Here is a 23086-nt window from a genome sequence, read left to right as displayed (position 1 = left end):
CGCGTGCAACGCCTCTCCGCCGGCGTGATCGGCTCAGCCGTCGCGGCCCTCCTGCTCGGAGTCCTCGTCGGCACCCTCGGCACCGTGCTGCACCGCAGCATCCAGCCGTGGGGGGTCGCGATCTGCCTCACCCTCGTGTTCGTCGCCGCCGTCACGGTCCGCGCCTGGAGCGGCTTCGTCGCGCTCGCCGGCTACGCGACAGGCCTCGTCGTCACCGTCCTGGTCCTCACCGAGTCCGGTCCCGGCGGCGACACCCTCGTCCCCGACGGGCAGGCGATCGGCTGGGTCTGGCTGGTCGGCTCGGTCGCCGCGACGGTCGCCGTCGCCCTCCTGCCGCGCGGCCTGTTCGACGACCGCCCCCGCGCTCCGCGCACGCCCACCGAGCCGGTGACGGTCGAGGGCGGGCTCGAGGACCCGCCTTCGTGAACGAGCCGGACGCCTTCCGGTCCGCTGTCGCGCGGCTCCCCGCGGGGGTCGCCGTCATCACCGTGCGCTGGCGCGGCACCCTGCACGCCATGACGGCCAGCGCGATCACGTCGGTCTCCCTCGACCCGCCCATGCTCCTGTTCTGCGTCCACACCGACGCACGGTTCCGCGACGCGCTCGACGACGTGGACACCTGGTCCGTGAGCGTCCTGGCCGACAACCAGGCCCACACCGCCGACTGGCTGGCCTCCCCGGGGCGACCCGCCATCGACCAGCTCGCGCGCGTCCCGCACCGAACGGCACCCGTCGCCGACGCGGTGTGGATCGACGGAGCCGCCGCCTGGTTCGACTGCCGGACCGACTCCGTGCACCGGGCAGGGGACCACGACATCATCGTCGGCTCCGTCCTGGCCACCGAGCAGGGAGCCGCCGGTGCGGGCGGTCTCGTCCACCTGCGTGGGCGCCTGCACGGCGTCCGCTGAGACCCGGACGACCCCGTCCACGCCTCCGGTTGCGGCCTCGACCCGCGGATGCGGGTGAGAACCCCCACCGCCGTCGCGGCGCGAGCAATTCCAGTTCGCCCGGGCACGTAGACTCGCGCGGACGCGTTGTGCGTGCGTGGAACAGCGGGGGAGCGGATGACTAACGGCACCGAGCGCGACGAGCCCGGACAGCGCAGCGAGGGCTTGCCTCAGGGCTCCGGTCCCACGGAGAGCAGCCGTCCGTCGTCGGACCCGGTCTGGCCCGTGTGGGGTGGCAGCAGTGCCGCCGAGCCCGAGGCGCCGACGGACGAGCAGGGTGCCGACGAGGCCACCGAGCCCTCCGCCACGGAGCCCGCCGAACCCGCAACCGACGCAGCCGCCGCGCCCGCTGTCGACGAGCCCGGGGCCGACGAGCCCGCGGAGCCCGCCGCCGACGAGCCAGCAGCCGACGAGAGCGCGGAGCCCGCCGCCGACGAGCCGGCAGCCGACGAGAGTGCAGAGCCCGCGGCCGACGAGGACACCGAGCCCGCTGTCGGCGACGACGCCGAGCCCGCTGCTGGCGAACCGGCACCCGCGGAGCCTGCTGCTGCCGCGCCTGCAGACGCCGCGACCGTTGCCGATGAGCCCGAGACCGAGCAGGTCCCTGCCGAGGCGCTCGCCGATGAGTCTGCTGGCGACAGGCTCGCCGACGGTCCTGCAGCCGAGAATTCCTCTGCCGAGGAGCCTGCCGCTGATGAGCCGGCAGCGGAGGAGCCCGACGCCGAGGAGCCTGCTGCCTACGGGGCCGTTGCCGATCAGCCGGACGCCGCCGAGGAGGCTCCTGCCGAGCCCGACGTCGACGAGCAGCCTGCTGACGAACAGACAGCCGATGGCGAGGCCGTGGTCGAGGTCCCGACCGACCAGGAGAACGACGACTCCGAGGGTGCTGACGAGCCAGTCGCCCACCAGGAGGCCGACGACTCGTCCGCGAACGAGACGAACGCGGACGTAGCTTCCGCGGACGAGGCCGCTGACACCGAGCCGGCCGTTGCCGAACCCCGTGCCGACGCACCGGAGCAGACGAACCCCGCCGTGGGCACCGTCAGCGACGACGTGGCGCCCGACGGCCGTGACGACACCGCCACGGCCGGCACCGTCACCGCCGCGGCCGACGCTGACGCCGCGGCCGACGCTGACACCACGGCGAACGCCGACACCACCGCGGACGCTGACGCCACCGCCGACACTGAGACCGCCGGTGCCGCCGACCCTGACGCCGAGCGGGGCCGGGTCGCCGTCGCCTCTGCCGCGGTTGCAGCGCTCGACGGCGCGGGCGAGCCGCCTCGCGATGCTGCGGCCGCGGCCGCTGCGCCGACAGCGACGGAATCGCCTGCGCGGCAGCCTGTCGGTCGGGACGACGCGACGGCCGTCATCGCGCCCGTCGTGGCCACGCCTGCACCGGAACCCACGCCGCCTGCGGCGCCCACGCCGCCTGCGGCGCCGACGACGCCACCGCCGGTGGGGACGCTCGCCGCCCCGGTGACGCGCACGGTGCCGGGATCGGCCGCGGCGACGGTCGGGCCGACCCCAACGGGACCGGTCGCGCCGAGCGAAACGTCACCGGCCGGCACCGCCGCAGCAGCGGCCACGAATGCCACCGCCCCCGCTGCGCCGACGGCCGCCCCCGCTGCGCCTGCCTCGACGAGCGCCGGACCCGCGGCGGCCGCCGCCGCAGCTCGGCCCCAGGGACCGGCGCAGCCGCAGTCGCAGGCTCCGATCCCGTCCGGCCCCGTGCCGCCGTCGGAGCGCAGCGAGTCGCCGCTGGACGTGTTCGAGGCCGAGGACGGCAAGCGGCGCTGGCCCAAGCGGCTGCTCATCGTCGCGGCCGTGGTCGTCGCGCTGGGTGCGGTGTACGTCGGCGCGTCGTACGCGCTCGCGGACCGGGTGCCTCGCGGTGCGACGGTCGCGGGCGTGGACATCGGCGGGCTGTCGTCGGAGGAGGCGGTCGCGCGGCTGGACGAGGAGCTCGCGGACGCGACGACGCAGCCCATCGAGGTGGTCGCCAACGACGTGCAGGCGACCGTCGACCCGACGGCTGCCGGGATGACGTTCGACTCCCAGGCCACGGTCGACCAGCTGACCGGTGTGAACCTCGCGGAGCCGGAGCGGCTCTGGGCGCACATCGCCGGTGTCGGTGAGCAGGAACCGGTGACGTCGGTCGACGACGAGGCGCTCGCCGCGGCGATCGGTGACCTCGGGACCTCGCTGGCGCTCGCGCCGGTGGACGGCACGGTCGTGTTCGTCGACTCGTCGCCGCAGTCGACGCCTGCGGTGGACGGCTGGAACCTGGACCAGCCGGGAGCCGCGGACGTGCTGGCCTCCGACTGGCTGGTGGCCGCGCGCCCGATCGAGCTGCCGACCAAGACGGTCGCACCCGACATCACGCAGGAGGAGACGGATGCCGCTCTCGTCCAGGCGCGGCAGGTCACGTCGGCGCCGGTGACGGTGTCGGTGGCGGGTCGCACCGCGCTCATCGACACACCCAGCCTGGCGGCGAACGCGTCGTTCGTCCCGGTGGACGGCAACCTGTCGCTGCAGATGAATGGCGAGGGTCTGGCGGAGGTCGTGCTGGCTCAGCTGCCCGACCTGCTGACCCAGTCGGCGGACGCCCACTTCGAGTTCGTCAACGACGCCCCCGTGATCATCCCCGGCACCCCGGGGACGTCGCTGGACCCGGCTGCGCTGGCCACCAGCGTCGCGGCGGCGACCGCGGCTCCTGACCGCACGGCGACGGTGGAGCTCGTCCAGGCCGACCCGTCGGAGTCGACGGCCGAGCTCGAGGCGCTGGGGGTCAAGGAGATCGTCTCGGAGTTCGCGACGCCGCTGAACAGCGAGCCGCGCCGCACGGTGAACATCACGAACGGTGCGAGCAAGATCAGCGGGACGCTGATCCGTCCGGGCGAGACCTTCAGCCTGACGGAGGCCCTCGGTCCGATCGACGCCGCGCACGGGTACGTCGAGGCGGGCGCGATCGTGAGCGGTGAGCACACGGACGCGTGGGGTGGCGGCCTGAGCCAGGTGTCGACGACCACCTACAACGCGGCGTTCCTGGCGGGCTTCGAGGACATCGAGCACCGCCCGCACAGCGAGTGGTTCGCGCGGTACCCGGAGGGGCGCGAGGCGACGATCTTCACCGGCACCCTCGACATGCGGTGGAAGAACAACACGCCGTACGGGGCACTCGTGCAGGCGTGGGTCTCCGATGGTCGCGTGTACGTCCGGGTGTGGGGGACCAAGCACTGGACGGTCGAGTCGATCACCAGCCCGCGCTCCGGCGTGGTCGCGCCGACGACGGTGTACTCGCAGTCGCCGACGTGTGAGGCGCAGTCGGCCGGGAACCCGGGCTTCTCCGTGACGGTCACGCGCAAGACGTACCTGAACGGCGTCCTGGAGAAGACGGAGTCGAACTCCTGGCGCTACAAGCCGCAGAACAAGATCATCTGCGGGGCGCCCCCGGCGGCGACCCCGCCCGCCACGCCGTAGTCAGGTGCCCGTCGGCCGGTGACGCCGGTCGACGGGCGCGGGCGGGACCAGCTTGGTGAGCACGATGTCGGCGGCGGGCACGCGGACGTCGCCGCGTCGCGTGCGGACCAGGAGCCCGTCGTCGTCGATCGCGATCAGCTCGCCGAGCACGTCGGTGTGCTGCGGGACGTGCAGGTCGGGGTGGTCGGGGTGCGGCTCGGGCAGGTCGTCACGCAGGCGGCGGACGACCACGCGCACCCCCGGTGACCAGGTCCGCCAGCCGCCGGCGCTCATGACTGTCCCTGTGATGGACACCGCGTCACGAGGCTGCGCATGTGAGCGATACTAAGAGCACCCCTGGCCTGTGGAGGACCGACCGTGACGTATGTGATCGCCGAGCCTTGCGTGGACGTCAAGGACAAGGCGTGCATCGAGGAATGTCCCGTGGACTGCATCTACGAGGGCAAGCGATCGCTGTACATCCACCCGGACGAGTGCGTCGACTGCGGTGCGTGCGAGCCGGTGTGCCCGGTCGAGGCCATCTACTACGAGGACGACGTCCCCGAGCAGTGGACCGAGTACTACAAGGCGAACGTCGAGTTCTTCGACGACCTCGGCTCGCCTGGTGGCGCCGCGAAGATGGGTGAGATCGACAAGGACCACCCGATCATCGCGACGCTGCCGCTGCGCGTGCACGGCGACTGACGCCGCCCCGGTGGGCCTGCTGACCGGCGACCTGCCGGACTTTCCCTGGGACACCCTCACGCCGCTCGCGGAGCGCGCTCGCGCGTACCCGGGCGGCATCGTGGACCTGTCCGTCGGCACGCCCGTCGACCCGACGCCCGAGCTCGTGCGGGAGGCGCTGGCGGCGGCGGCGGACTCACCGGGCTACCCGACGACGCACGGCACGCCCGCGCTCCGGCAGGCCGTGGTGGACTGGTTCGCCCGCCGGCGCGGCGTCCGCGGGCTCGATCCCGCGGCGGTCCTGCCCACGGTCGGCTCCAAGGAGCTGGTCGCGTTCCTGCCGTCGCTGCTCGGCCTCGGCGCGGGCGACGTGGTGCTGCACCCGGCGGCTGCCTACCCGACGTACGACGTGGGGGCGCGGCTGGCGGGCGCGACGCCGGAACCGACAGATGACCCGGCCGGACGCCTGGCGCACGGCGACGACGTCCGCCTGGTCTGGCTGAACTCCCCGGGCAACCCCGACGGCTCCGTGCTGGGCGTGGACCAGCTGCGCGCGGTCGTCGATGCCGCGCGGTCGTCGGCCGGGCCCGTCGTGGTCGCGTCCGACGAGTGCTACGCCGAGCTGGCGTGGGACGAGCCGTGGGCGTCGACCGGCGTGCCGAGCATCCTCGACCCGAGGGTGACCGGCGGGGACCTCACGGGCCTGCTCGCGGTCTACTCGCTGTCCAAGCAGTCCAACCTCGCTGGGTACCGCGCGTCGTTCGTCGTGGGTGACCCCGCGCTCGTCGCGCGACTGCTGGAGGTGCGCAAGCACGCCGGCATGATCGTCCCCGGCCCGGTGCAGGCCGCGACGACCGCGGCGCTGTCCGACGACGAGCACGTCGCCACGCAGCGGGCCGTCTACGGGCGCCGGCGCCGGGTGCTGCGCGCAGCGTTCGAGAGCGCGGGCTACGCGGTCGACCGCTCGCACGCCGGCCTGTACCTGTGGGTGCGCCCGGAGTCCGGCGGCCAGGACAGCTGGGCCACGGTCGCTGACCTGGCCGGACTCGGGATCCTGGTGGCCCCCGGCGCGTTCTACGGCGACGCGGAGCACGTTCGCGTGGCGCTGACGGCGTCGGACCAGAGCATCGCGGAGGCCGCCGCCCGCCTCTCGGGGGCCTAACCCGTCGGGTGTGATCGTCGTCACAGGGGCACCAACGTCTCGTCGAGGATTGGTCACGGAACGGTTCGCGCGGGTACCGTCGATCCACGCCAACGAGGGCACGCACGCGCAGGCCCAGCAGGCCCACCAGGCGCAGTCGCCGACGACCGAACATCGCGGGACATCCCCGTCACCCCGGGAGTCGCAGGAGAGGAACACCATGTCGGACGTCGTCACCGTGCCGGTCCAGCTGATCGTCGACGGACAGTCCAAGGACCTGCCCATCGTGACCGCGACCGAGGGCAACGACGGCATCGTCGTCTCCTCGCTGCTGCGCGACACCGGCATGGTGACCGTGGACCCGGGCTTCATGAACACCGCCTCGTGCGAGTCGCAGATCACCTACATCGACGGCGACGAGGGCATCCTGCGCTACCGCGGGTACCCGATCGAGCAGCTGGCCGAGCACTCCACGTTCCTCGAGGTCGCGTACCTGCTCATCCACGGCGCGCTGCCCACGCCGGGCGAGCTCGACGCGTTCGAGGAGCGGGTCAACCGCCACACACTGGTGCACGAGGACTTCCGCACGTTCATGGGGACGTTCCCGCGCCACGCGCACCCGATGGCCGTCATGGCGTCGGCGATCAACGCGCTGTCCACGTTCTACCCGGAGTCGCTGGACCCGTTCGACCCGGAGACCGTCGAGCTGGCCACGGTGCTGATCCTGGCCAAGACGCGGACCATCACGTCATACGTGCACCGGGCGTCCAAGGGCGAGCCGCTGCTGTACCCGGACTACTCGCGCGGGTACGTCGAGGACTTCCTGCGGATGACGTTCGCAGTGCCGTACCAGCAGTACGAGGCCGACCCGGTCGTGGTGTCGGCGCTGGACCAGCTGCTGATCCTGCACGCCGACCACGAGCAGAACTGCTCCACGTCGACGGTGCGCATCGTCGGCTCCAGCCAGGCCAACCTGTACGCGTCGGTGGCCGCCGGCATCAACGCGCTGTCGGGTCCGCTGCACGGCGGTGCCAACGAGGCGGTCCTGAAGATGCTCACGGAGATCCAGGCCGACGGCGGCGACGCCACCAACTTCATGAAGCGCGTCAAGGACAAGGAGCCCGGCGTCCGCCTCATGGGCTTCGGGCACCGCGTCTACAAGAACTACGACCCCCGCGCGGCGATCGTGAAGAAGAGCGCCGACTCGGTGCTCTCCGCCCTCGGCGGCAACGACGAGCTGCTCGACCTCGCGATGGGCCTCGAGGAGATCGCGCTCTCCGACGACTACTTCATCTCCCGCAAGCTGTACCCGAACGTGGACTTCTACACGGGCCTCATCTACAAGGCGATGGGCTTCTCGGAGGAGATGTTCACGCCGCTCTTCGCGCTGGGCCGCATGCCCGGCTGGATCGCGCAGTGGCGCGAGATGATGACCGACCCGCAGACCAAGATCGGCCGTCCGCGGCAGATCTACACGGGCGCCGTCTCGCGCGACTACACGGAGCTGGACGCGCGGTAGCGCGCGAAGGTCCTGCCCGCTAGCCCGCGAGGGTCAGCCGCACGGTCCCGGCGGGAACGGGCGTCTCCGACAGCGCCCAGCCGCCCTCGGCGCGGTCCCAGGTGCGATCGGCGACGGCCACCGATGTGACCGCGAGCGGCTCGGCGACGGAGACGGCCCACTGCGCGACCGCCCAGTCGAGCCGGGCGCGGTCCTCGGGAGCCCCGAAGCCCGACGTGTCGACGATCAGCCCGCCGCTGGCGTCCGCGACCACGGGCAGCCCGCCGAGGTCACGCTGCACGCGCGCTGCGACGGCATCGGCCGACGACGCTGCCGGGTCCGGGTCGCGCAGGGTGCAGGTGAGCGTCGCGGGGGACCAGCCGGTGAGGGCCGACGCCCACGCGCGGGAGCGTGTCTCGTGCTGCGCGTACGCGTCGGGGAAGCCGGAGCGTTGCACCGCCTGCGCGGCCTCGGTGATGGGCAGGTTCTCGTAGCCCTGGATCGCCACGAGACCGTCGTAGAAGCGCCCGGTGGCGTACACGGGGTCCTGGACCTGCTCCGCGGTGCCCCAGCCCTGCGACGGGCGCTGCTGGAACAGCCCGAGGCTGTCGCGGTCGCCGTACGTGACGTTGACCAGCCGGGACTCCTGCAGCGCGGTGGCCAGGGCGATCGTGACCGCGCGGGCAGGCAGCCCGCGCTGGACGCCGGTCGCCGCGATCAGGGCCGCGTTCTGCGCCTGGTCGGGGCTCAGGCGCCAGCCGGTGCCGTCGAGCTCCACGACGCACTGCTGCGCTGCCGGCGGTGCCGGGTCGAGGCGCGTCAGGACGGTGACCACCCCGACGGTCGCGGCGACCAGAAGCACGAGGGCGACGACGACGGCGAAGCCTGCGCGTCGTGCTCGTCGTGCCCCCCGACGTCGAGCGCTCACTCGTTGGCGTGCAGGGTCGCGTTCAGCTGCACGCCCGAGCCCGCACGCGCGACCGCCTCGACGCCGCCGGTCAGGGAGTTGCGACGGAACAGCACGCCGTCCCGCCCGGCCAGCTCGCGGGCCTTGACCACGCGCGGGGAGTCCTCGAAGCCGACCAGGGCGACCTTGGTGCCCGCCGTGACATACAGCCCCGCCTCGACCACGCAGTCGTCGCCGAGCGGGATGCCGACCCCGGCGTTCGCGCCGAGCAGCGTGCGGCGGCCGATCGAGACGACCTCCCGGCCGCCTCCGGACAGGGTGCCCATGATCGAGGCGCCCCCACCGATGTCCGACCCGTCACCGACGACGACACCGGCGGAGACGCGGCCCTCGACCATCGACGTACCGAGCGTCCCGGCGTTGAAGTTCACGAAGCCCTCGTGCATGACGGTGGTCCCGGCTGCGAGGTGCGCACCGAGCCGGACCCGGTCCGCGTCGGCGATCCGCACCCCGGAGGGCAGCACGTAGTCGACCATGCGCGGGAACTTGTCGACTCCGAACACGGTGACCGGGACTCCCGTGGCGGCACGCAGGCGGCCACGGGTCTCCTCGAAGCCGTCGACGGCGCACGGTCCGCGGTCGGTCCACACGACGTTGGGCAGCGCGCCGAACAGCCCGTCGAGGTTCTGCCCGTGCGGCTGGACCAGGCGGTGCGAGAGCAGGTGGAGCCGCAGGTACGCGTCGGCCGTGCCGGCCGGCGGTGCGTCCAGGTCGATCACCGTGCGGACCACCTCCACGCGGACGCCACGGGCCTCGTCGACCCGCGCCGAGGCGGTCAGCGACGCAGGCGCGGACGCATCGGGTTCGGGTGAGCCCAGGGCGGGGGCGGGGTACCAGACGTCGAGCGTGGTGCCGTCGTCGGTCACCGTGGCCAGGCCGAAGCCCCAGGCCGTCCGTGCAGTCATGGCGACAACCCTAGGTCACCGTGCGGTCGGGCTAGGGTCGCGTCGTGGACACGACCCTGGACCTCTCGTCGGATCTCCTCTCGCTGACCCGCGCCCTGTGCGACCTCCCGTCGGTGAGCGGTGACGAGCGCGCGCTCGCCGACGCGATCGAGACCGCCCTCTCGAGGTACACGCATCTCGAGGTGCTCCGCGACGGTGACGCGGTCGTGGCCAGGACGAACCTCGGACGGTCGTCGCGCGTCGTCGTCGCCGGCCACATCGACACCGTGCCCATCGCCGACAACCTGCCCACGCGGCTCGTCGGGGAGGGTGCGCAGGCGGAGCTGTGGGGCCGCGGCACCGTCGACATGAAAGCCGGCGTGGCCGTGCAGCTGGCGCTCGCGGCGGAGCTGAACGAGCCGACGCGCGACGTCACGTGGGTGTTCTACGACCACGAGGAGGTCGCCGCCGAGCTCAACGGGCTGGGCCGGATCGTGCGGGAGCACCCGGACTGGGTGGCGGGCGACTTCGCGATCCTGGGCGAGCCGACGAACGGGGGCATCGAGGGCGGCTGCAACGGCACGCTGCGGGCCGAGGTGCGGCTCACGGGGGTCGCGGCCCACTCGGCGCGGGCCTGGTTGGGCAGCAACGCGATCCACGCTGCCGGCGAGGTGCTGCGCCGGCTCGAGGCGTACACGCCCCGGGAGGTCGAGGTCGACGGCCTGGTCTACCGGGAGAGCCTCAACGCGGTGCTCGTCTCGGGCGGCATGGCGGCGAACGTCATCCCCGACTCCTGCGTCGTCACCGTGAACTACCGGTTCGCGCCGTCGGCGAGCGTCGAGCAGGCGTCGGCCCACGTGCGCGAGCTGTTCGACGGGTACGACGTCGAGATCGTCGACGCCGCGCCCGGTGCGCGCCCGGGGCTGGACGACCCGGCCGCGCAGGAGTTCACGCGTGCCGTGCTGGCCATCACGGGCGGAGCGCCCGCGGCCAAGTACGGCTGGACCGACGTCGCCCGGTTCTCCGAGCTCGGCGTGCCCGCGGTGAACTTCGGGCCCGGGGACCCGCTCCTGGCGCACAAGCAGGACGAGCGGTGCGTCGTCGGCCAGATCACCCTGGTGCACGCGGCGCTCCGGGACTGGTTGTCCGCCTGAGTGAACGGCGGGTGTCGACCGCGGGAACCGTCCGTCACGGTCCGCCCGGTCGACCTAGAGTCGGGGCCATGAGCGACGACGGCGTGTCCGCCCCGGGCCACGGGTACCGCAAGGGCCCGGTCCTGCTGCGCGGACAGCAGATCCCCACCACCACCTCCGACCAGCGCCTCCTGTCCGGGCCGGGGGACGCGGAGTGGCTGCGGGGCGACCCGTGGCGCGTCATGCGGATCCAGAGCGAGTTCGTCGAGGGTTTCGGGGCGCTCGCGGAGGTCGGCCCGGCGGTCAGCGTGTTCGGCTCGGCGCGGGTGCCGGTGGACCACCCCGACTACGCCCTCGGCCGCGAGGTCGCACGCCTGCTGGTCGAGGCGGGCTACGCGGTGATCACCGGTGGCGGCCCCGGGATCATGGAGGCGGCCAACCGCGGGGCGCTGGAGGCCGGCGGGCTGTCCGTCGGGCTCGGCATCGAGCTGCCGTTCGAGCAGGGCATGAACGACTACGTGGACCTCGGCATCAGCTTCCGGTACTTCTTCGCGCGCAAGACGATGTTCGTGAAGTACTCCGAGGGGTTCGTGGTGCTGCCGGGCGGCTTCGGCACCTTCGACGAGCTGTTCGAGGCCCTGACGCTGGTGCAGACGCACAAGGTCATCAGCTTCCCCATCGTGCTCGTCGGCCGCGACTACTGGCAGGGCCTCATCGACTGGGTGGGCAGCGCCGTGATGGGCCGCGGCATGATCTCGACGGCCGAGCTCGAGCTCCTCAAGGTCGTCGACACCGCCCAGGAGGCCGTCGACCTGGTACTCGTGCGGGGTGCCCAGCTGCGGGCCGAGGAGGCGGCGGCCGCCGCTGCGACCGCGAGCGCGCAGCAGGCTGCCGAGGGCTCGACGCGGTGACCACGCCGCCGGCCGGCGCGCAGCTGCGCCTGCGGGGGCGCTGGATCGCGCCCGGTCGCCCGGCCGTCATGGCCGTCGTCAACCGGACGCCGGACTCGTTCTACGCCGCGGCCCGGTTCGACGACGCGTCCGCCGCCGACGCGGTGGCACGCGCGGTCGACGAGGGCGCCGACATCGTCGACCTCGGCGGGGTACGGGCCGGCCGGGGTCCGCGCGTCGAGGTCGCCGACGAGATCGCGCGGGTGATCCCGCTGGTCACACGGGTTCGGGCCCGCCACCCGGACCTGGTGATCAGCGTCGACACCTGGCGCGCGGAGGTGGCGCGGGCGGCCGCCGACGAGGGCGCCGACCTGGTCAACGACACGTGGGCCGGCCACGACCCCGCCCTCATGGAGGTCGCCGCCGAGCGCGGTCTCGGGATCGTGTGCTCCCACACGGGCGGTGCGCGGCCCCGGACCGACCCGTTCCGCGTGGAGTACCCGCCGGGCGACGGCGACCCCCTCGACGGCGTCGTCGACGACGTCCTGCGCACGGTGTCGACGGCCGCGGCACGTGCCGTGTCGCTCGGCATCGACCCGGCGAGCGTCCTGGTGGACCCGACGCACGACTTCGGCAAGAACACGTGGCACTCGCTGCACCTGGTCCGGCGCACCGAGGCGCTGGTGGCGCTCGGCTTCCCGGTGCTCATGGCGCTGTCCCGCAAGGACTTCGTGGGGGAGACCCTCGACCTGCCCGCGGAGGAGCGGCTCGAGGGCACGCTCGCCGCGACCGCGGTCGCCGCGTGGCTGGGTGCGCGGGTGTTCCGGGCCCACGACGTGCGCGCGACCCGGCGCACCCTCGATATGGTCGCCACCATCCGCGGGGACCGTCCCCCGGCTCGGACGGTCAGGGGGCTGGCGTGAGCGAGGTGCAGGAGGTCGAGGAGTCCTCGGCGGAGGCCAGGCCGACTCCCGGTCTCTGGGCCTGGGCCGTGAGCCGGCCGTGGTGGGTTCAGGTGCTCCTCGTGTACGGGGCCGCGCGGCTGTTCACGACGGCCGTCTTCCTCTGGGTAGCCAGCGTCCAGGAGCAGAACCCGTGGACCGCCGAGCACCCGGGCTACTTCCCGTACGTCGGCCTCATGTTCGACGGCTCCTGGTACAAGAACGTCGCCGAGAACGGCTACCCGGCGCAGCTGCCGGTGGGCGCGGACGGTCTGGTCCAGCAGAACGCCTGGGCGTTCTTCCCGCTCTTCCCGATGCTCGCGCGCGGGCTCATGCTCGTCACGCGCGCACCGTGGGAGGTCGTCGCCCCGCTGCTCGCCGTCGTCCTGGGCGCCGGTGCGGTGCTCGCCATCCACCGGACGATCGTCCGTGGCGCTCCACGCGCGGTCGCCGCGCGGCCCGGCCTCCCGCTGGCGACGGTCGCCCTGGTCAGCGTCTTCCCGACGGCGGCGGTGCTGCAGGTGGCGTACACCGAGGCGCTGGCGCTGCTGCTCGTCGCGAGCGCCCTGCTGCTGCTCCTGCGCCGCGACTACGGGTGGATGGCGCTGGTCGTCGTCGCGCTGGGGTTCACGCGGGCGGTCGCGCTGCCGATGGCCGTCGTCGTCGTCGTGCACGCCGCGGTCCGCTGGTGGTCGTCGCGCCGCGGGACTGACACGTTCACCTGGCGCACAGGGACCGGCCTGGCGGGCCTGGCGGTGCTCGCCGCGGCGTCCGGCTTCCTGTGGCCCGCCATCTGCGGCTGGGTCACGGGGGTGCCGGACGCGTACCTGCAGACGCAGGAGTCGTGGCGCGGCGTCCGGGAGGTCGCGCCGTTCGGCGGCTGGTCCTACGTGCCGCAGTTCTGGTTCAAGGAGCGGGCGCTCCTGGTGGTGGGCCTGTCCTTCGCGCTCGTCATCGCGGTGCTCGTCGTGCCGGCCGCCTGGCGCCTGGGCCGGGAGCTGCACGCGTGGGCCGCCGCCTACATCGTCTACATCGCCGCCGTGGTGGAGCCGGGCAGCAGCCTGGCGCGGTTCCTGCTGCTCGCGTTCCCGCTCGCGGCCGTGACGGCGGGGGTGGTCACGCGTCCTCCGGCGGCGCGGCGCTGGTGGTTCGGTGCCGTCGTGGTGCTCATGCTCGGGCTGCAGGTGCTGTGGGTCCGCCAGATGTGGCACGCGAACCCGGTGGCGGACTGGCCGCCGTGATCGGCGTCGCAGTTGGACGTTCGTCCGATCAGTGGGCTGACCGGCATCCGGACAGGTGGGGGGCCTCGGGTGAACTAGGATGGACCTCGGACAACCGGTAGACGAGGCCGACGTCGGGTGCGCGAAAACGCCCCGACGAGCCGCGCGCCGGACGCACGAGCGAAGGAGAGGCCCCGCATGGCCGCGATGAAGCCGAGGACCGGTGACGGCCCGCTCGAGGTCACGAAGGAGGGGCGCGGCATCGTGATGCGCGTTCCGCTCGAGGGCGGTGGACGGCTGGTGGTCGAGCTCAACGCGACCGAGGCCGCGGAGCTGGGTGAGGCTCTGACGTCCGTCGTCAGCTGACGATGGCTCGCACGAGCACGAGATCGTCGATCGGTCGCGTCCCCCCGGACGTGACCGTCGACGGTGGCAGCATCGCGACGACGACGCTGCTCACCGACGGGTCGACCGACGCGGTCGCCGTCCCCGTGGCCCCGGCGCGCGCGGGTGACGATGCACTGCGCCCGCTCCAGGGCACGGCCGAGGCCGCGGCACGGTACGGCGTCGACCTGGCCGAGATCGGCGATCGCGCGCGACTGACCGGTGCGGCGGGCGAGATCTACGTCCTGCAGCTGCCCCGGCCGGTCGGCTCGTCGGTCACCCTGCCGTGGTCGGGACTGCCGCCTCGGCTGGTGCTCGTCGGCGTCGGTGCGGGCCGGCCCGCGGACCTGCGGCGTGCCGGCGCGGCGCTCGCGCGTTCCTCACGCGGCCTGCGCCGGGTGGTCACGACGCTCGGCGCCGAGGCCCACCAGGACGACTCGGCGGCTGCCACAGCTGCGCGAGCCGTCGCCGAGGGCTACCTGCTCGCCGCCTACGTGCCGCCGACCGCCTCGACGTCGGACGGCCCCTCGCGTGAGGCCGCCGAGCTCGTCCTGCTCGGGCGCGACGGCATGCGATCCGCCGCGGCCGTCTCCGAAGGTCGCACGGCCGCCACCGCGACGTGGCTGGTCCGGGACCTGGCCACCACCCCGTCCAGCACCAAGACCCCCGCCTGGCTGGCGGACCAGGCCAAGCGCCTGGCCACCAAGGCCGGGCTCGAGGTCGTCGTCCGGAGCACCCGGGAACTCACGGCCGAGGGGTTCGGGGGCATCCTCGCGGTCGGTGCCGGCTCCGCCTCGTCGCCGCGCCTCGTGACCGTCTCCTGGACGCCGCCGACCGCCGGTGGCCGACACGTCGTCGTCGTCGGCAAGGGCATCACCTTCGACACGGGCGGGATCTCGATCAAGCCTCGCGAGGCCATGGTCCCCATGAAGACCGACATGACCGGCGCCGCCGTCGCGCTGGCCACGGTCCTCGGTGCTGCCGCCGCCGGGGTCGCGCACCGGGTCACGGCCGTGCTGCCGCTCGCGGAGAACCACTTCGGGGGAGCGTCGTACCGCCCGAGTGACGTGCTGACGATGTGGGACGGCACCACGGTCGAGGTCGCCAACACCGACGCCGAAGGACGCCTGGTCCTGGCCGACGCGCTGGCCTGGGCAGACGCCACCCTCCACCCCGACGTGCTCATCGACGTCGCCACGCTCACCGGCGCGGCCTCGCTCGGGCTCGGCAAGCAGTACGCCGCCCTGTACTCCGGTGACGCCGACCTGGCCGACGCGCTCCTGGCCGCCGGCGACGCGTCGGGCGAGCTGGCGTGGCACATGCCGCTGGTCGAGGAGTACGAGGAGGCCGTGTCCTCGCAGGTCGCGGACCTGCGGCACGTGCCCGTCGACAAGCACATCGGCGGCGGCTCGATCACGGCTGCTCTGTTCCTGCGGCACTTCGTCGGGAAGCGCACCTGGGCCCATCTCGACATCGCGGGCCCGGCCCGTGCGACGTCGGACAAGCACGAGGTCACCGAGGGTGCGACGGGCTTCGGCGCCCGCCTCCTGCTGCGGTACCTCGACGACCTGCGCTGAGGGCACCCCGCACCGCTCTGGTGACGACGCGGGGTGCCCGGTCAGGCGGTCAGAACGGGCAGCTCGAGGCCGCCTCGGACAACGCGGTGCCGGACGGGGTCGGGCACAGGAACTGCGTGTAGCGGGTGTCGTTGTCGACGAACCGCTTGAGCCAGGCGATCGAGTTCTCGGCGATCGTCGTGTTCGAGCTGTTCGGCGCGAAGTGGCTCGCTCCGCGCAGCTCGAGGTAGGTGCGCGGCGTCGACGACGGGAGCGTCTGGTAGAACGGCTTCGCGTGCGACGCGACCGGCGCGACGGAGTCGTTCTGGGCTCCGATGACCAAGGTCGGGGTGGTGACCTCGGGCCACGTCTTGTCCACGTTCCACGGGGTCAGCGGGATCGCCGCCTTGAGGGACGGGCGGTCCTTGGCGGCCTCGAGCGTCCCGCCACCGCCCATCGAGTGGCCGACGACGGCGATGCGGGTGGCGTCGATCCGGCCGGCCACCGCGCTGCGCTGGGTGAGGTAGTCGGCGGCCGCGAGCAGCTGGTCCCCGCGGGACGCCGGCTGGTCGTAGACCGAGTTCGTGTCGATGGTGAACACGACGAAGCCCTGCGACGCGATCCGCGGCCCGAGCCACGCCATGCTGGACTGCCGCGCGGTGTAGCCGGGGGCGACGACGACCGCGCCGAACGTGCCCTGGGACTGGTCGGTCGGGTAGTAGACGGTGCCGCCGCCGAAGCCGCTGACGCCGTAGCGGGAGACAGAGGTCTGCGAGACGGCGAACGACCCGCGGGCGGCCTGGATGCTGGACCGCGTCGGGTCGGGGCCGCGCTGGTACGGGTTGTCTGCTCCTGCAGCTGGGGAGGCGACGCCGGCGATGCCGCCGACGACGAGGGTGGCGCTGAGCACGGCGGTCGTGGCGACCGTGCGGCGCCACTGGGTCAGAGATGTCACGTCGTTGTGTCCTCTCGGTGGTGCCCCGCCGACCGGTGACTCTCGGGGCGATGGGTGGGCGATGACCTCCTTACGACACAAACCGACCGGTCGGTTTCGCAACTTAGCACCACGAACATAGCGTTGTCATCGAATTCCTGTGACGTAGTCACGAGGCGCGTCAACCAGCGCCGGTGACCTGCGCGGACGCGGACGGGCGCGTCACACGGGCGACGCGGGGTGGAGCTCCGGCACTGCAAGCGGGTCAGCGTGCTCCGCGCCCCGACCGGCTACCGCTTGACGGCCACCAGGAGTCCGTCGCCCACGGGAAGGAGGGACGGGAGCAGCCGGTCGTCGGCGCGCACGATGCGGCCGACCTCCCGGATGGTGGTCGTCGTCTCGTCGCGGCGTGCGGGGTCCGCGACCCGGTCGTGCCACAGGGCGTTGTCCACCACGAGCACCCCGCCGGGGCGCAGCAGGCGCACGGCCTGCTCGACGTAGCCGCGGTAGTTCTCCTTGTCGGCGTCGATGAACACTAGGTCGTAGCCGCCGTCGGTGAGCCGGGGCACCACGTCCAGGGCGCGGCCGGAGATCGTGCGGGTACGGGTGGGCTTGACGCCCTCCTCGACGAACGCCTCCTTGGCGGCACGCTGGTGCTCGACCTCGAAGTCGATCGTGGTCAGGACGCCATCGGCCGGCATCCCGCGCAGCAGGTACAGCGAGCCCACGCCGGTCCCGGTCCCGATCTCGACCACCGCGCGGGCCGCGACGGCCGCCGCGAGCACGCTCAGCGCGGCGCCCGCGCCCGGCAGCACCGGGGTGCACCCCAGCTGCGCGGCGCGCTCACGGGCGCGCAGCAGGATGTCGTCCTCCGGCAGGAACTCCTCGCAGTAGACCCAGCTCTGGGCCTTGTCGGTGGAGATGGTGGCCTCCCGGGGCGCGACGACGTGGTGGTGCAACGGTCGTCCGCCAGCGTAGTCGGGTGCCCCCGGAGGGTGCGGGGGCGCGCGCGGTCCGCTACAGGCGGAACTTCTCGCCCGCTGCAGGCGTTCCTAGCGTTCGAGGCTCACAGGTCGACCTGGGACACTGGGGCACGATGTCACGCACCGAGGAGACCAGCCCTGTGGCCAGCCAGCCCACCCAGCCCGCCGCCTGGCAGGCTCCGTCGTGGGAAGAGATCGTCCGCGACCACTCCGCGCGGGTGTACCGGCTGGCCTACCGCCTCACGGGGAACAAGCACGACGCCGAGGACCTCACGCAGGAGACGTTCGTCCGCGTGTTCCGCTCGCTGCACTCCTACACGCCCGGCACGTTCGAGGGCTGGCTTCACCGCATCACCACCAACCTGTTCCTGGACCAGGCCCGCCGGCGTCAGCGCATCCGCATGGACGCCATGGGGGAGGACGCCGAGCGCTATGCGTCCGGTGACCAGCTGGGTGCACCGGAGCGTGCCTTCGAGCACGGCAACCTGGACCTCGACATCCAGCGCGCGCTCGACCAGCTGCCCCCGGAGTACCGCGCGGCCGTCGTGCTGTGCGACATCGAGGGCCTGTCCTACGAGGAGATCGCGGTGACGCTCGGCATCAAGCTGGGCACCGTCCGGTCCCGCATCCACCGCGCCCGCGCGCGGCTGCGCGTGTCGCTCGAGCACCGTGCGCCGACGGCGGCCTCCGACTCCGACGTCTCTCCGCTGACGGTCCTCGGATGAGCCACCTCGGGTCGCGGATCAGCGCGCTGGTCGACGGGCAGCTCTCGGTGGCGGACACCGAGAAGGCCCTCGCGCACGTCGCGGTCTGCCCCGAGTGCTCGGCCGAGCTGGCCGCGTCCCGCGCCGCCCGCCGTGCGCTGGCCTCCGCCGACGAGGTCACGCCGAACCCTGACCTGACCGCGCGGCTGCTGTCGCTCGCGGGGAGCACTCCGGACTCGTTCGGCGGCGACCCCTTCGCGCCCCCGGCCCGGCAGTCCCGCGACGAGCTGGCCTCGTACGGCGTGGCCAGCGGTGGCCTGGGCTCGCGCGGCTGGCGCGGGAACGGTTCGCTGCGCGGGGACGTCGGCCACCGGCGTTCGTCCGTCCGGATCGCCGCCGGCTCGATGGCGGGTCTCGGTGCGGTGGCGGCGATGCTGTTCGTGCTGGGCGAGCGGCCCGACGTGGTGCCCACCGTGCACCCCGGCGTGGACCTCGGGCTGCTCGGACAGGCGACGACCGCGGACCCCGCCGCCGACCGGCTGGTCGACAGCAGCCCCTGGCCCGGCGACGACGGGTCGGCGGACGCCTCCCACCAGACCGTGGCGTGGCTGCGCTCGCACGCCTGGACGTTCCCGGCCGAGCTCCCCGCCGGCTGGACCGTGACCGCGGTGCGCTGGTCCGGCGACGACTCCCGGGTGCTCGAGGTCGACGTGACCGGCGCGGACGGGACGTCGCTGGTCGTCACGGAGCAGCAGGGGCGGCTCGAGACGAGCGCGCTCGCCGCCGCCCCCACCAGCACGGTCGGCGGGCGGCAGGTGTACGTGCTCTCGTACGAACCGTGGCACGTCGTGTGGCAGGCCGACGGCACGGTCGTCCAGGTGGTCGGCTCGCAGTCGTCCGGCTCGGCCGAGACACTTGTGGGAGCCTTTCCTGGCGGCGCCTTCGACGACGGCGTACCCGCGCGGATCACGCGCGGCTGGGACACCGTGACAGGAGCGCTCGAACGGCCATGACGATCCCCGACGACGCGCAGCCCGTCGCTGTGCCTGGCGGCGAGGGCCCCGACCGGGCTCCTACCAGCCCGTTCGCGTCGCCGTCCGGTCGCCGCGAGCTGCCCCCCACGCCGCCGACGCCCGCACCAGAGCCCACCCCGTCCGCGCCTGAGGCGCCGTCGCTCGACGCGCCCCCGGTCGACGAGGCCGTCGCGCCGCCGTCGGCGCCCGTCGCCGAGACCGCTCCCGTCGCGCCGCAGCCGCCCGCGCCGCACCCGCCCGGGACCCACTGGTCGGTGCCGCACGGCTCCGTGCCGACGTTCGCCCAACCGTCGCCGTCCGTGCCCGCGAACCCGTACGGACCGGCCGTCCAGCAGCCGGTCCCGGCGCCGTGGGCCGGTGTCCCGTACACGACGACCGGCACGACGGCCGGCGTCGACCCCGTGCCGCCGACCGGTCCCTCGGGCGTGCCGCACACGGTCGTCCTGCACCGCAAGCGACGACGCACTCTCTCGGCTGCCTGGGTGGTCCCGCTCGTGATCATCGCGCTGGCCGCGGGTGCCGTGGGCGGCGTCGTGGGGTCCCGGCTCACCGAGGACGACCGTCTCGCGGACGCCGGCCTGCCCGTCGCTCCCGCCGGTGCCAGCACCGTGGACCGGGCGCCGGACTCGGTGGCGGGCATCGCGGCCGGGGTGCTGCCGAGCGTGGTGTCGATCCAGGTCGACGGCCCCGACGGCAGCGCGACCGGGTCGGGCTTCGTGCTGCGCGGTGACGGGTACCTCGTCACCAACAACCACGTGATCGCGCAGGCTGACGGATCGGCGACCACGACGATCACGGTGACCTTCGTCGACGGCAGCGAGCAGGACGCGACGATCGTCGGGCGGACGGCCGACTACGACCTCGCCGTGCTCAAGGTCGACGTCGAGGGCCTGACACCGCTCCTGCTCGGCGACTCCGACGCGGTCGTCGTCGGCGACCCCGTGGTGGCCGTCGGCGCGCCGCTCGGCCTGGCCGGGACGGTCACGACGGGCATCGTCAGCGCCCTCAACCGGCCCGTGTCCGCGGGCGAGGCCACCGACTCGGACGATCAGGCCTTCATCAACGCGATCCAGACGGACGCCGCGATCAACCCCGGCAACTCCGGCGGCCCGCTGGTCAACGGGGCCGGTGAGGTCATCGGTATCAACTCGGCGATCGCGCAGCCGCCGGGCTCGTTGTCGACGGTCGGGGGGAGCATCGGCCTGGGGTTCGCCATCCCCTCGAACCAGGTGCGCCGCACGGCGGGCCAGCTCATCGAGACCGGCAGCGCGACGTACCCGATCATCGGCGTGCTGCTGGACCAGCGGTACACCGGTGAGGGCGTGCAGGTCTCGACGGACGTGCAGGACGGACGGCAGCCCGTCACGGCCGACGGACCGGCCGAGCGTGCCGGGATCCACCCGGGTGACGTCATCCTGGCCATCGACGGACGGCCGGTGACGGACCCCGACGAGCTGATCGTCGCGATCCGCGCGCGGACCCCGGGGGACACCATCGTGCTGCACGTGCGCAGCGGCTCCAGCGAGCGCGACGTGCGCGTGAAGCTCGACGAGTCGCCGACGGACTGACGTCGTCGGGCCACCCGCCCGTCGTCCACAGCGGCGCCCGCGAGGCTCAGTGTCGGGGGGTACTCTGACCCGGTGTTCGGGATCAACGGCGGTGAGCTGCTGGTGCTGCTCGTCGTCGCCGCGCTGGTCATCGGCCCCGAGCGGCTCCCCGGCTACGCCGAGCAGCTCGGTCAGTGGGTGCGCCGCGGACGCCGGTTCATCAAGGACGCCAAGGCGCGCGTCGACGAGGAGCTGGGCGAGGAGGTCGGCGACGTCGACTGGGCCGCGCTCGACCCCCGCAAGTACGACCCCCGACGGATCGTGCGGGACGCGCTGCTGGAGGACGACGACCCGCCGCGACCGGTGAGCACGCCCGCCACGCGGCCGCGCACCGGCGCTGCCGCCGCCCGCGCAGCCACCGGGGGTGCCGCCGCCGCAGCAGCCGCCGGCACGCCCGCCCCGACCCCCTACGACGACGAGGCGACCTGACCGGACCTGCCCCGTCCCCCTCCCTCCTCGGGAGCACCGGCCCGCCGGTCCTCCCGCCCTGACAGAATGGTCCGATGGTCTTGGCGCCGCACCAGTCGCGCATCTTCTCGGGGATGCAGCCCACGTCCGACTCCCTCCAGCTCGGCAACTACCTGGGTGCCCTGACCCAGTGGGTCGCGCTCCAGGAGGAGCACGACGCCATCTACTGCGTCGTCGACCTGCACGCGCTGACGGTGAGCCCGGACCCGTCCGTGCTGCGCGACCGCACCCGTCGCACGGCGGCCCAGTACCTGGCGGCCGGCGTCGACCCGGACCGCTCGATCCTGTTCGTGCAGTCGCAGGTGCCCGAGCACGCCGAGCTCTCCTGGTTGCTCTCGTGCCACACCGGGTTCGGCGAGGCCAACCGGATGACGCAGTTCAAGGACAAGTCCGGCAAGCACGGGACCGAGGGCACGACCGTCGGGCTGTTCACCTACCCGGTGCTGATGGCGGCGGACATCCTGCTGTACGACACGACGCTCGTGCCCGTGGGGGAGGACCAGCGCCAGCACCTGGAGCTGACCCGGGACCTCGCCCAGCGGCTGAACTCGCGGTTCGGTCCGGACACCGTCGTCGTGCCCGAGCCGCACATCGTCAAGGCGACCGCCAAGATCTACGACCTGCAGGACCCGACGGCCAAGATGAGCAAGTCGGCCGAGAGCCCCAACGGCCTGATCGAGCTGCTGGACGACCCGAAGGTCGTCGCCAAGCGCATCCGGTCGGCCGTGACGGACGCGGAGCGCGAGATCCGGTTCGACCCCGAGGGCAAGCCCGGCGTCTCCAACCTGCTGACCATCTACTCGGCGCTGACCGGCCGGGACATCCCCGCGCTGGAGGCCGACTACGCGGGCAAGGGCTACGGCGACCTGAAGGTCGACCTGGCGAACGTCGTCGTCGACTTCCTCACGCCGTTCCAGGCCCGCGTGCACGGGTACCTCTCCGATCCCGCGTCCCTCGACGAGGTCCTGTCCGACGGTGCGGACCGGGCGCAGGAGCTGGCCCGCGGCACGCTCGAGCGCCTCTACGACCGCAGCGGTCTGCTGCCGCGTCGGTCGCGCGCCCGGGTCGGCGCGTGAGGCTGCCGGAACGATCCGGCAACCAGGTCCGGATCGGTGTGGCCATCACCGTGCCGGAGCCGTACGGCATGGTGCTGCAGGCCGCGCGGGCCCGGTTCGGGGACCCGTGGGCGGAGTTCATCCCGCCGCACATCACCCTGCTCGGCCCGACCGTCATCGAGCACGACGAGATCCTCCCGGTGGACGAGCACCTGGCGGCGGTCGCGGAGCAGCACGCCCCCTTCGTCGTGACGTTGCGCGGGACGGCCACGTTCCGGCCCGTCTCGCCCGTGGTGTTCGTCCAGGTGGTCGAGGGTGTGGCCGGCTGCGAGGGCCTGGAGGGCAGCGTCCGGTCGGGCGTGCTCAGCCAGGAGCTCCGGTTCCGGTACCACCCGCACGTCACGGTCGCGCACGAGGTGCCCGACGACCAGCTCGACGCAGCGTTCGCCGGTCTGGCCGACTTCGACGCCTCGTTCGTCGTCGACAGCTTCCACAGCTACGCGCACGGTGACGACGGTGTCTGGCGGCCCGCGCGGGACTTCAGCCTGACCGGACCGCCCGCAGATGCCGGGGTCGGCACCTCGACCTAGGGTC

General features: G+C 73.3%; 23 protein-coding genes. 18 read left to right on the top strand and 5 right to left on the bottom strand.

From position 1 onward, the window contains the following. Positions 1-3 precede the first annotated feature (3 nt). From J2X26_RS00865 to J2X26_RS00855, 3 genes are all read left to right on the top strand, one after another. Positions 4-426, top strand: coding sequence for a hypothetical protein (locus J2X26_RS00865; protein ID WP_307489008.1), 423 nt, complete (start codon positions 4-6; stop codon positions 424-426). Continuing rightward, positions 423-908 carry a flavin reductase family protein gene (locus J2X26_RS00860; protein ID WP_307489007.1) on the top strand — a complete coding sequence of 162 codons (486 nt, stop codon included), beginning with the start codon at positions 423-425 and terminating at the stop codon, positions 906-908. The genes J2X26_RS00865 and J2X26_RS00860 overlap by 4 nt, the downstream gene beginning before the upstream one ends. Before the next feature lie 156 nt (positions 909-1064). Continuing rightward, on the top strand, positions 1065-4430 hold the full coding sequence (locus tag J2X26_RS00855) for a VanW family protein (RefSeq protein WP_307489005.1): 3366 nt from the start codon (positions 1065-1067) through the stop codon (positions 4428-4430). On the opposite strand, the gene J2X26_RS00850 is transcribed toward J2X26_RS00855, so the two are convergent. Then, a complete protein-coding gene (locus tag J2X26_RS00850) occupies positions 4431-4703 on the bottom strand; it encodes a hypothetical protein (RefSeq protein WP_307489003.1) in 273 nt (90 codons plus the stop codon). It lies immediately after the preceding gene. A gap of 84 nt (positions 4704-4787) precedes the next feature. Between J2X26_RS00850 and fdxA the strand changes: the two genes are divergently transcribed. From fdxA to J2X26_RS00835, 3 genes are all read left to right on the top strand, one after another. Then, entirely contained in the window at positions 4788-5114 is a 327-nt protein-coding gene (fdxA, locus tag J2X26_RS00845) for a ferredoxin (RefSeq protein WP_028050935.1), read from the top strand. Between the two features lie 10 nt (positions 5115-5124). Then, positions 5125-6255, top strand: a complete 1131-nt coding sequence (gene dapC, locus J2X26_RS00840; protein ID WP_307488999.1) for a succinyldiaminopimelate transaminase — start codon at positions 5125-5127, stop codon at positions 6253-6255. A 199-nt stretch (positions 6256-6454) separates the two neighbouring features. After that, on the top strand, positions 6455-7753 hold the full coding sequence (locus J2X26_RS00835) for a citrate synthase (RefSeq protein WP_307488997.1): 1299 nt from the start codon (positions 6455-6457) through the stop codon (positions 7751-7753). Positions 7754-7772: 19 nt separating this feature from the next. On the opposite strand, the gene J2X26_RS00830 is transcribed toward J2X26_RS00835, so the two are convergent. Together J2X26_RS00830 and dapD are read right to left on the bottom strand one after the other, a co-directional pair. After that, complete coding sequence (locus tag J2X26_RS00830; RefSeq protein ID WP_307488996.1) at positions 7773-8660, bottom strand: hypothetical protein; 888 nt, start codon at positions 8658-8660, stop codon at positions 7773-7775. Continuing rightward, entirely contained in the window at positions 8657-9604 is a 948-nt protein-coding gene (gene dapD / locus J2X26_RS00825) for a 2,3,4,5-tetrahydropyridine-2,6-dicarboxylate N-succinyltransferase (protein WP_307488994.1), read from the bottom strand. The genes J2X26_RS00830 and dapD overlap by 4 nt, the downstream gene beginning before the upstream one ends. 44 nt (positions 9605-9648) lie before the next feature. Here dapD and dapE point away from each other — a divergent pair, with 44 nt between their 5' ends. The 6 genes from dapE to J2X26_RS00795 all read left to right on the top strand — a co-directional run bounded on the left by dapE (position 9649) and on the right by J2X26_RS00795 (position 15728). After that, entirely contained in the window at positions 9649-10737 is a 1089-nt protein-coding gene (dapE, locus tag J2X26_RS00820; RefSeq protein WP_307488993.1) for a succinyl-diaminopimelate desuccinylase, read from the top strand. Between the two features lie 68 nt (positions 10738-10805). After that, positions 10806-11627, top strand: coding sequence for a TIGR00730 family Rossman fold protein (locus tag J2X26_RS00815; protein ID WP_307488991.1), 822 nt, complete (start codon positions 10806-10808; stop codon positions 11625-11627). Continuing rightward, positions 11624-12529 (top strand): dihydropteroate synthase, encoded by a 906-nt coding sequence (folP, locus tag J2X26_RS00810; RefSeq protein WP_307488990.1) that lies wholly within the window; start codon positions 11624-11626, stop codon positions 12527-12529. The genes J2X26_RS00815 and folP overlap by 4 nt, the downstream gene beginning before the upstream one ends. Continuing rightward, positions 12526-13788, top strand: coding sequence for a hypothetical protein (locus J2X26_RS00805; RefSeq protein ID WP_307488988.1), 1263 nt, complete (start codon positions 12526-12528; stop codon positions 13786-13788). Before folP ends, J2X26_RS00805 begins: the two co-directional genes overlap by 4 nt. Before the next feature lie 177 nt (positions 13789-13965). Next, positions 13966-14133 (top strand): DUF3117 domain-containing protein, encoded by a 168-nt coding sequence (locus J2X26_RS00800; protein ID WP_013772033.1) that lies wholly within the window; start codon positions 13966-13968, stop codon positions 14131-14133. Positions 14134-14183: 50 nt separating this feature from the next. Beyond that, a complete protein-coding gene (locus J2X26_RS00795; RefSeq protein ID WP_307488973.1) occupies positions 14184-15728 on the top strand; it encodes a leucyl aminopeptidase family protein in 1545 nt (514 codons plus the stop codon). 49 nt (positions 15729-15777) lie between these two features. Here J2X26_RS00795 and J2X26_RS00790 read toward each other — a convergent pair whose 3' ends face one another. Then, complete coding sequence (locus tag J2X26_RS00790) at positions 15778-16662, bottom strand: alpha/beta hydrolase family protein (protein ID WP_307488971.1); 885 nt, start codon at positions 16660-16662, stop codon at positions 15778-15780. A 269-nt stretch (positions 16663-16931) separates the two neighbouring features. After that, entirely contained in the window at positions 16932-17564 is a 633-nt protein-coding gene (locus J2X26_RS00785; protein WP_307490679.1) for an O-methyltransferase, read from the bottom strand. A gap of 173 nt (positions 17565-17737) precedes the next feature. Here J2X26_RS00785 and sigE point away from each other — a divergent pair, with 173 nt between their 5' ends. The 6 genes from sigE (at position 17738) to J2X26_RS00755 (ending at position 23082) form a co-directional block, all read left to right on the top strand. Continuing rightward, a complete protein-coding gene (sigE, locus tag J2X26_RS00780; protein WP_307488969.1) occupies positions 17738-18349 on the top strand; it encodes an RNA polymerase sigma factor SigE in 612 nt (203 codons plus the stop codon). Beyond that, a complete protein-coding gene (locus tag J2X26_RS00775) occupies positions 18346-19341 on the top strand; it encodes a zf-HC2 domain-containing protein (protein WP_307488968.1) in 996 nt (331 codons plus the stop codon). The genes sigE and J2X26_RS00775 overlap by 4 nt, the downstream gene beginning before the upstream one ends. After that, positions 19338-20930 (top strand): S1C family serine protease, encoded by a 1593-nt coding sequence (locus tag J2X26_RS00770; RefSeq protein WP_307488966.1) that lies wholly within the window; start codon positions 19338-19340, stop codon positions 20928-20930. Before J2X26_RS00775 ends, J2X26_RS00770 begins: the two co-directional genes overlap by 4 nt. Positions 20931-21002: 72 nt before the next feature. Beyond that, a complete protein-coding gene (locus J2X26_RS00765; RefSeq protein ID WP_307488964.1) occupies positions 21003-21398 on the top strand; it encodes a twin-arginine translocase TatA/TatE family subunit in 396 nt (131 codons plus the stop codon). Between the two features lie 74 nt (positions 21399-21472). Beyond that, on the top strand, positions 21473-22513 hold the full coding sequence (trpS, locus tag J2X26_RS00760; protein ID WP_307488962.1) for a tryptophan--tRNA ligase: 1041 nt from the start codon (positions 21473-21475) through the stop codon (positions 22511-22513). Continuing rightward, positions 22510-23082 (top strand): 2'-5' RNA ligase family protein, encoded by a 573-nt coding sequence (locus tag J2X26_RS00755; protein WP_307488960.1) that lies wholly within the window; start codon positions 22510-22512, stop codon positions 23080-23082. Before trpS ends, J2X26_RS00755 begins: the two co-directional genes overlap by 4 nt. Positions 23083-23086 lie beyond the last annotated feature (4 nt).

The sequence above is a fragment of the Cellulomonas humilata genome (assembly GCF_030814415.1).
In the GTDB taxonomy this organism is placed as follows: Bacteria; Actinomycetota; Actinomycetes; order Actinomycetales; family Cellulomonadaceae; genus Cellulomonas; species Cellulomonas humilata_A.
This window is presented reverse-complemented; position numbering and strand designations above follow the sequence as displayed.